Annotated in this window: 6 protein-coding genes; 3 read left to right on the forward strand and 3 right to left on the reverse strand. The window is 56.4% G+C overall.

All coding sequences use genetic code 11. The annotated features are described in order from the left end of the window. A partial coding sequence (locus H5P28_RS16385) for a tyrosine-type recombinase/integrase (RefSeq protein ID WP_185676781.1) occupies window positions 1-1,239 on the forward strand: 1,239 nt, incomplete at its 5' end. A 7-nt stretch (window positions 1,240-1,246) separates the two neighbouring features. Here H5P28_RS16385 and H5P28_RS16390 read toward each other — a convergent pair. Continuing rightward, window positions 1,247-2,371 (reverse strand): integrase core domain-containing protein, encoded by a 1,125-nt coding sequence (locus tag H5P28_RS16390; RefSeq protein ID WP_185676782.1) that lies wholly within the window; start codon window positions 2,369-2,371, stop codon window positions 1,247-1,249. A 113-nt stretch (window positions 2,372-2,484) separates the two neighbouring features. Between H5P28_RS16390 and H5P28_RS16395 the strand changes: the two genes are divergently transcribed. Continuing rightward, window positions 2,485-5,487, forward strand: coding sequence for a type I restriction endonuclease subunit R (locus tag H5P28_RS16395; protein WP_185676783.1), 3,003 nt, complete (start codon window positions 2,485-2,487; stop codon window positions 5,485-5,487). Continuing rightward, window positions 5,477-5,914: a hypothetical protein gene (locus tag H5P28_RS16400; RefSeq protein ID WP_221773461.1), complete on the forward strand. Its 438-nt coding sequence runs from the start codon at window positions 5,477-5,479 to the stop codon at window positions 5,912-5,914. The genes H5P28_RS16395 and H5P28_RS16400 overlap by 11 nt, the downstream gene beginning before the upstream one ends. On the opposite strand, the gene H5P28_RS16405 is transcribed toward H5P28_RS16400, so the two are convergent. Both H5P28_RS16405 and H5P28_RS16410 read right to left on the reverse strand, forming a co-directional pair. Beyond that, window positions 5,862-6,776, reverse strand: coding sequence for an IS3 family transposase (locus H5P28_RS16405; RefSeq protein WP_185673678.1), 915 nt, complete (start codon window positions 6,774-6,776; stop codon window positions 5,862-5,864). The two genes, H5P28_RS16400 and H5P28_RS16405, sit on opposite strands and share 53 nt — an antisense overlap. After that, entirely contained in the window at window positions 6,770-7,036 is a 267-nt protein-coding gene (locus H5P28_RS16410) for a transposase (RefSeq protein ID WP_185673679.1), read from the reverse strand. Before H5P28_RS16410 ends, H5P28_RS16405 begins: the two co-directional genes overlap by 7 nt. Window positions 7,037-7,102 lie beyond the last annotated feature (66 nt).

Genomic DNA, 7,102 nt, shown 5'->3' on the forward strand with positions numbered 1-7,102 from the left:
ACCACCCATCTTGATCGCGCCCTCAAGCACGAGAAGGAACTCAAACAGGGGATTGCCCTGCAAGAGCAAGGCCTGCCGGTCCCTTCGCACCTCTTTGGCGCACCTACGCGGAAAATCCTCGATCTGGTAGCCGACTACGAACGGTCACACACAGCCAAGCGGTTACGGCAAAAGCACATCCACGACACGGTGACGCGCATCAAGACGCTGGCCGAAGTCTGCAACTGGGAAGACCTGGGCGACATTACGCCAACTGGCTTCGAACAGTGGCGCGGGCAAGTGCCGGTTTGCGAGCGGACAGGCCGGGAGCTTTCAGCCAAGACGATCAACGAGTACCTGCTGAGCATGCGGGCCTTTCTCAACTGGCTGAAAAAGCAGGGGATCATTGAGCGCGATCCGCTGGAGTACGTCGAGAAGTGCGAGACGCGGGGCAATGAGACCAAGAACCGCCGCGAGTGGACGGATGACGAGCTTGAAACGTTCATGCGCTACGGGAAGCCACCCCATCGGGCAGACTATCGCATCGGAATATGGCTGCTGCACTGGACCGGCTTGCGCAAAAACGAGCTGCAAAACCCGCGTTGGGGTGACGTGTTCATCGATGACGGGAAGGCACAAGCCATCATCCGCGCCAAGTACTCAAAAGGCCGAACCAGCGAGCAAATCCCCCTTATGCCTAAGGTTGTGGCTCAATTGCACTCCATGCGGCCGAAGAAATGGAAGCCGGAGGACAAGGTTTTGCCGTTCCGGCTGCCCGGCTCCGAACAGTTTCGCGTCGATCAGGAACGCGCCGGATTGGTGTACAAAAATGAGTTCGGGGACCACGATTTCCACTCCCTGCGCTACTCACACGGCCACTGGCTAGCTGTGCGTGGCGTTCCTTTGCTCGTTATTCAGGCCATCCTACGACACAAAGATCCTTCGACCACAGCCCGGCACTATATGAACATCGCCAAGCTGGCGGCTAACAAGACGCTGGAGGAAGTTTATGCCTCAGAGGGGTGCACTCCAAATTGCACTCCATTCGACGGCCAAGAAGGGCTTTCACGGTCACAAAACGTCACAAAATCGGGCAAACTTGAAGTTTTGCAAATTGCTGTTGGTGACGCGCTTAGTCGCGCTTTGGCCCCCTTTGTCACACAGGGTCTCAACCCTGTAAGTGGCTGCCCAAGCGTGGCACTCTTCGGAAAGTTGAAGATTTTCTCCGCAATCTCCGAAGGTCGAAAAGCTGTTAACTAATGGGTTTTCAGGCCGCTTCGGGCACCTCCTCCCTGTTTTCCGGGGGCTCGTCGGGGTCCGGCACCCGGTGGTAGTAGTTCAGGAGCCCGCCTAACCGTTCACTTTTTACGATCAGGCCCTCGCAACCCTTTGTCCGTGGGGCTTGCGGGAACGGGATCTGGTTGTCCAGACCCTGGTGATTGCGTTCTCCGTGGTAATGTTTCACGAACTCGGAGACCGCTTTTCGCAGGGATTTCTCCCCGAAGAAAATCAGCCGGTCCAGGCACTCCCGTTTGATCGAGGAAACGAAGCTCTCGGCGTAACCGTTCTGCTCGGGATAGCCCACGCTTGTCTGGATGAGATCGACTCCGGCACTTTTGAGGGTGTTCCGGAACTGGTGGGTGTAAAGCGCGTCGTGATCGCAGATGAAATAGTCCATGCCTTTCAGAAAGCCGTCTTCGGCGTCCGTCAGATTGCGGGCCACCTGCGCCATCACCTGGCCGTTGACCTGACAGCCGATATGGGCGATGTGAACTTCGCGGCGGGCAAGGTTCATCACGAAGAACGTGTGATAGCGCACCAGCCCACCCAGGGTCCAGACCTCTGTTGTCAGGAAGTCAGCGACCGAGATGACGGACAGGTGCGTTCGGATGAAGCGTTTCCAGTTGCTTTCCTTGCCCCGGTCCGGGGAGGGCTCAATGCCCGCCGCCCGGAGGATGTTCCCAACCGTGGTTCGGCTGATCGTATAGCCGATGTTCGAGAGCGCTCCCTGAATCCGGCCATATCCCCACCCTGTGTTTTCGACCGCGAATTTCAGGCAAAGCTCCCGGATCGCCGCCATGCGGCTCTGTCCTGAGGTTTTCACTTTCGTCTTGGCCGTGTATTTGAGCTGCACGAACCGGCGATGCCACGCATAAAGAGTCTCGGGCTTCACGAGGTTGGCGTACTGCATCAACTGCGTCCAACGGAGCTTTCTGCCCCTGATCGCCAGATTCCGGCGCTGGGCATTGCTCAACCGAAGCTTCTTGCCTGTCGCGTCAAACTGCTCCTTGAGGACACGGTTTTCCTCCAGCAGATAGTCGATCACCAACTGCTGGCGACGGCCAATCCAGCCCGCCATGAAGCCCAGAAACGTTGAGAGTTGATTATTCAAGAAATGGTTTCTACACTTCCGTAAATTGCTGTCAATGGTGGGGTTCTCCTCGTTGATGGCATTTCCCTTTGCCCATGCTGAATTAGTTTCAGACCCTTGATAACTCTGCAGACATGACTCTCGAACGCCAACTCGAAGAAAACCTCATCCAGAAGCTCCGGAGCCTAAAATACGATTACCGAGAGGATATTCGTGACCGTGACGCCCTGGAACGCAATTTTCGCGATAAATTTGAGGCTCTGAACCGCGTCCAGCTTACCGATAGTGAATTCAAGCGCCTGATGGAGGAAATCATCACGGCGGACGTGTACGCTGCCGCCCGGACACTTCGTGAACGAAATAGCTTCGTCCGCGATGACGGCACCCCGCTCAATTACACCTTAGTCAATATCCGGGACTGGTGTAAAAATACGTTCGAGGTGGTTAACCAGTTACGGATCAACACGGACAATAGCCACCACCGCTACGACGTCATCTTGCTTATCAATGGAGTACCGGTCGCCCAGGTGGAATTGAAGTCACTTGGCATCAATCCACGCCGAGCCATGGAGCAGATCGTCGAATATAAGAACGATCCCGGCAACGGTTACACTCGAACCCTGCTGTGCTTCATGCAGCTCTTTATTGTCAGTAACCGGGACAGCACCTACTACTTCGCCAACAACAATAGCCGCCATTTCGCCTTCAATGCCGAGGAGCGTTTCCTGCCGATCTACCAATTCGCCAGCGAGGACAATAAGAAGATCACCCATCTGGACAGCTTCGCGGAGACATTTTTGGTAAAATGCACGCTTGGGCAGATGATCAGCCGCTACATGGTGCTGATTGCCAGCGAGCAAAAGCTACTCATGATGCGCCCGTACCAGATCTATGCGGTCAAGGCCATCGTGGACTGCATCCACCAGAACTGCGGAAACGGCTATATTTGGCATACCACCGGCAGTGGAAAAACCCTGACATCCTTCAAAGCTTCTACCCTGCTGAAGGACAATCCCGATATAGAAAAGTGCCTCTTCGTCGTAGACCGCAAGGACCTTGACCGGCAGACCCGGGAGGAATTCAACAAATTTCAAGAGGGATGCGTCGAGGAAAACACCAACACGAAGTCTCTCGTTCGCCGTCTGCTCTCGACCGACTACGCCGACAAGGTCATCGTAACCACGATCCAGAAGCTCGGCCTAGCACTAGACGAGACCAGCAGGCGCAACCAGCAGCAGAAAAAGGACGGCCAGCCGACCTACAAGGAGCAGCTTGAGCCCCTACGGGACAAACGTATGGTCTTCATCTTTGATGAGTGTCACCGCTCCCAATTCGGGGATAACCACCGGGCGATCAAGGAGTTTTTCCCTAACTCCCAGCTTTTCGGCTTCACGGGCACTCCCATCTTTGATCAAAACGCCAGCTATCAGCAGATTACGGGGCAGCAAGCAACCTACCGCACGACCGAGGACCTTTTTCAGAAGCAGCTCCACGCCTACACCATCACCCATGCCATTGAGGACGGCAACGTCCTTCGTTTCCACATTGATTACTACAAGCCCGAGGGTGAGAACGCACCCCGTCCCGGTGAATCACTGGCCAAAAAAGCCGTCGTTGAGGCCATCCTGACCAAACATGACAGCGCCACCGCCGGACGCCGGTTTAATGCAATCCTCGCAACATCTTCCATTAACGATGCCATCGAGTATTACCGCCTTTTCAAGGAGATACAGTCCGGGAAACAGGCAGCCGATCCAGACTTTTTACCCCTGAACGTCGCCTGCGTCTTCTCTCCCCCCGCTGAAGGGAACAAAGACGTGCAGCAGATTCAGGAGGACCTTCCGCAGGAGAAGGCCGACAATGAGGTTGATCCCGAGGCGAAAAAAGATGCCCTGAAGGAGATCATTGCCGATTACAACAGCGGCTATGGCACGGGGCACCGCATTAGCGAATTCGACCTATACTATCAGGATGTGCAAAAGCGCATCAAGGACCAGCAGTTCCCCAATCAGGACCTGCCGCACGAGCAGAAAATCGACATCATCATTGTCGTGGACATGCTCCTCACCGGCTTTGATTCCAAATACTTGAATACGCTCTACGTCGATAAGAACCTCAAGCACCACCAGTTGATTCAGGCGTTCTCCCGGACGAATCGTGTGCTCAACGGCACCAAGCCCTACGGCAACATCCTCGACTTCCGCCAGCAGGAGCAGGCAGTCGATGAGGCTATCGCTCTCTTCTCCGGCGAAAAGACCGATCAGGCTCGGGAAATCTGGCTGGTGGACAAGGCTCCCCACGTCATTGACAAGCTGCAAAGCGCCGTGAAGAACTTGGGCGACTTCATGCAGTCCCAGGGGCTCACCTGCGCCCCGCAGGATGTTCCCAACCTCCGGGGTGATGAAGCCCGGAGCGAGTTCATCAACCGCTTCAAGGAGGTCCAGCGTCTCAAAACCCAACTCGACCAATACACAGACCTCACCGACGAAAACAAAGCGGTCATCGAGGGAATTCTGCCCAGGGATGACTTGCAGGCCTTCCGGGGTGTCTATCTTGAAACCGCCCAGCGACTCAAGGAGCAGCGGGGCAAAAGCACCACCGAGGACATTCCACCTGCCGTACAGGAGCTGGATTTCGAGTTTGTCCTCTTCGCTTCTGCCCTCATCGATTATGACTACATCATGGGGTTGATTGCCCGCTTCTCGCAAAAGGAGCCCGGCAAGCTGCGGCTAAGCCGTCAGCAACTTGTCGGCCTCATCCAGTCCGACTCCAAGTTCATGGACGAGCGCGAGGATATAGCCGACTACATCAATACGTTGCGGGAGGGCGAGGGTCTTAGCGAGGACGCCATTCGCGAGGGATATCAGCGTTTCAAGGCGGAAAAACAGGCACGGGACATCACTGATCTGGCCACCCGCCACGGTCTAGAACCTGCCGCCCTGCAAGGCTTCGTGGACGGGATTCTGCAACGCATGATCTTCGACGGCGAACAGTTGAGCGACCTCCTCGCGCCCTTGGGGCTCGGTTGGAAAGCACGCACGCAAAAGGAACTGGCCCTCATGGATGACCTGACCCCCATCTTGCGTAAACGTGCCCAAGGGCGTGACATCTCCGGACTATCCGCCTATGAGCAATAAAGCTGCCATGAAAAAGGATACGAAATCGACTTTGACGCCCAAACTGCGGTTTCCAGAGTTTCGGGGCACAGAGGGCTGGAAACTCATTTCTCTTGGGGAAGCATCTGTGCCGGTAACGAAGCGGGTGGGACAACGAAAATTAACCCCCGTCAGCATATCCGCTGGCATTGGCTTCGTTCCTCAGGCTGAAAAATTCGGCAGGGATATTTCAGGGAAGCAATATCAACTCTACACCTTGGTTAGCGATGGCGACTTTGTTTACAACAAAGGCAACTCTCTTAAATTCCCTCAGGGCTGTGTCTACCAATTGCAGGGTTGGGGGTGGTCGGCCCCCACTTTTCGTACCAGAGCGATGAGACGCTGGCTGGGTAGGATTATGTTGGTTGGGTTATGGTTTGCGGGAGTGCTTGGTGCAGTGAGCCCGTAGGGCGAACGGAGCCAAGCACTGCCTTGGTTTGATGCCAGAGTTTGGCAAAGGCGTCGGGGGATATAAAGCCCAAACGGCTGTGCGGATGCTGGCTGTTGTATTTGCGTCGCCAGTTTTCGATGACGACGCGCGCTTCGGTCAGGGAGAGGAACCACTCCTGCTTGAGGCACTCGTCCTGCAGGCGGTTGTGGAAGCTCTCCACGTGAGGGTTTTGCCAGGGCGAGCCCGGCTCGATGTAGAGGGTTTTGATGCGTTTGGATTCCAGGTAGTCCTTGGTCGCCGTAGCGATAAACTCCGGCCCGTTGTCGGAACGGATGTGCTCGGGAGCACCGTGCTTGGCGATGGCTTTGTCCAAGGCCGCGACGATGTCGGCTGACTTCAGCCCGCGAGCCACCGTCAGGCTGATGCACTGGCGGGTAAACTCGTCGATCAGACTGAGCACCCGCAGAGGCGCTCCATTGTCGGTGCGATCCGCCACGAAGTCCCAACTCCACACGTGCCGCGGATGCGTCGCCGCGGTCGGGATCTTGCCGGTGGACTTGCCCTGACGCCGTTGCCGGGGGCGCGGCGGCTTCACGCCCAGCCCTTCAGCCCGGCGTACCTTTTGTACCAGCTTGCGGCTGACCTGCCAGCCTTCGTTGGCCAGCAGCGCTCGTACGCGACGATAACCGTAGCGCGGGTTGGTCCGGCTCACCGCGATGATCGCACGCACGAGGCGAACCATCTTGTCGGTGGCGGTTTTAGCCCGGTAGCAGAAGCTCGACCAGTGCAGACGAAGATACCGACAGGCGGCCCGTAACGAGCACGTTCCCGACTCGGCCACCTCGCGCACCGCTTCGCGCTTGTGCCCCGGGCTTACCATTTTTTTGCGTTTACCTGCTCCAGTACTTTGATGTTCAAAAGCTGGTCGGCCACCAGTTTCTTCAGCTCGGCGTTCTCGCGCTCAAGCTCCTTCAGACGCTTCACATCGCGCAGCTCCATCTGTCCGTACTTGCTCTTCCAACGATGGAAGCTCGCTTTGCTCACATTGTGCTCGCGGCAAACATCGTCCACGCTGCGGCCTTCGTCTGCCTCGCGCAGGAGCGCCACGATTTGCTCTTCGGTGTATCTCTTTCGTTTCATACTTCTGGTCGGGTTCTACCCGCCAGGGTCTCAAACGCAATGGTACGATTCTAGGAGGTCACGCCA

This window comes from Ruficoccus amylovorans (assembly GCF_014230085.1).
Classification (GTDB): domain Bacteria; phylum Verrucomicrobiota; class Verrucomicrobiia; order Opitutales; family Cerasicoccaceae; genus Ruficoccus; species Ruficoccus amylovorans.

Coding starts and splice junctions, on each gene's coding strand:
- H5P28_RS16395 (WP_185676783.1), top strand. CDS start 2,485: ATGACTCTCGAACGCCAACTCGAAGAAAACCTCATCCAGAAGCTCCGG.
- H5P28_RS16400 (WP_221773461.1), top strand. CDS start 5,477: ATGAGCAATAAAGCTGCCATGAAAAAGGATACGAAATCGACTTTGACG.
- H5P28_RS16405 (WP_185673678.1), bottom strand. CDS start 6,776: ATGGTAAGCCCGGGGCACAAGCGCGAAGCGGTGCGCGAGGTGGCCGAG.
- H5P28_RS16410 (WP_185673679.1), bottom strand. CDS start 7,036: ATGAAACGAAAGAGATACACCGAAGAGCAAATCGTGGCGCTCCTGCGC.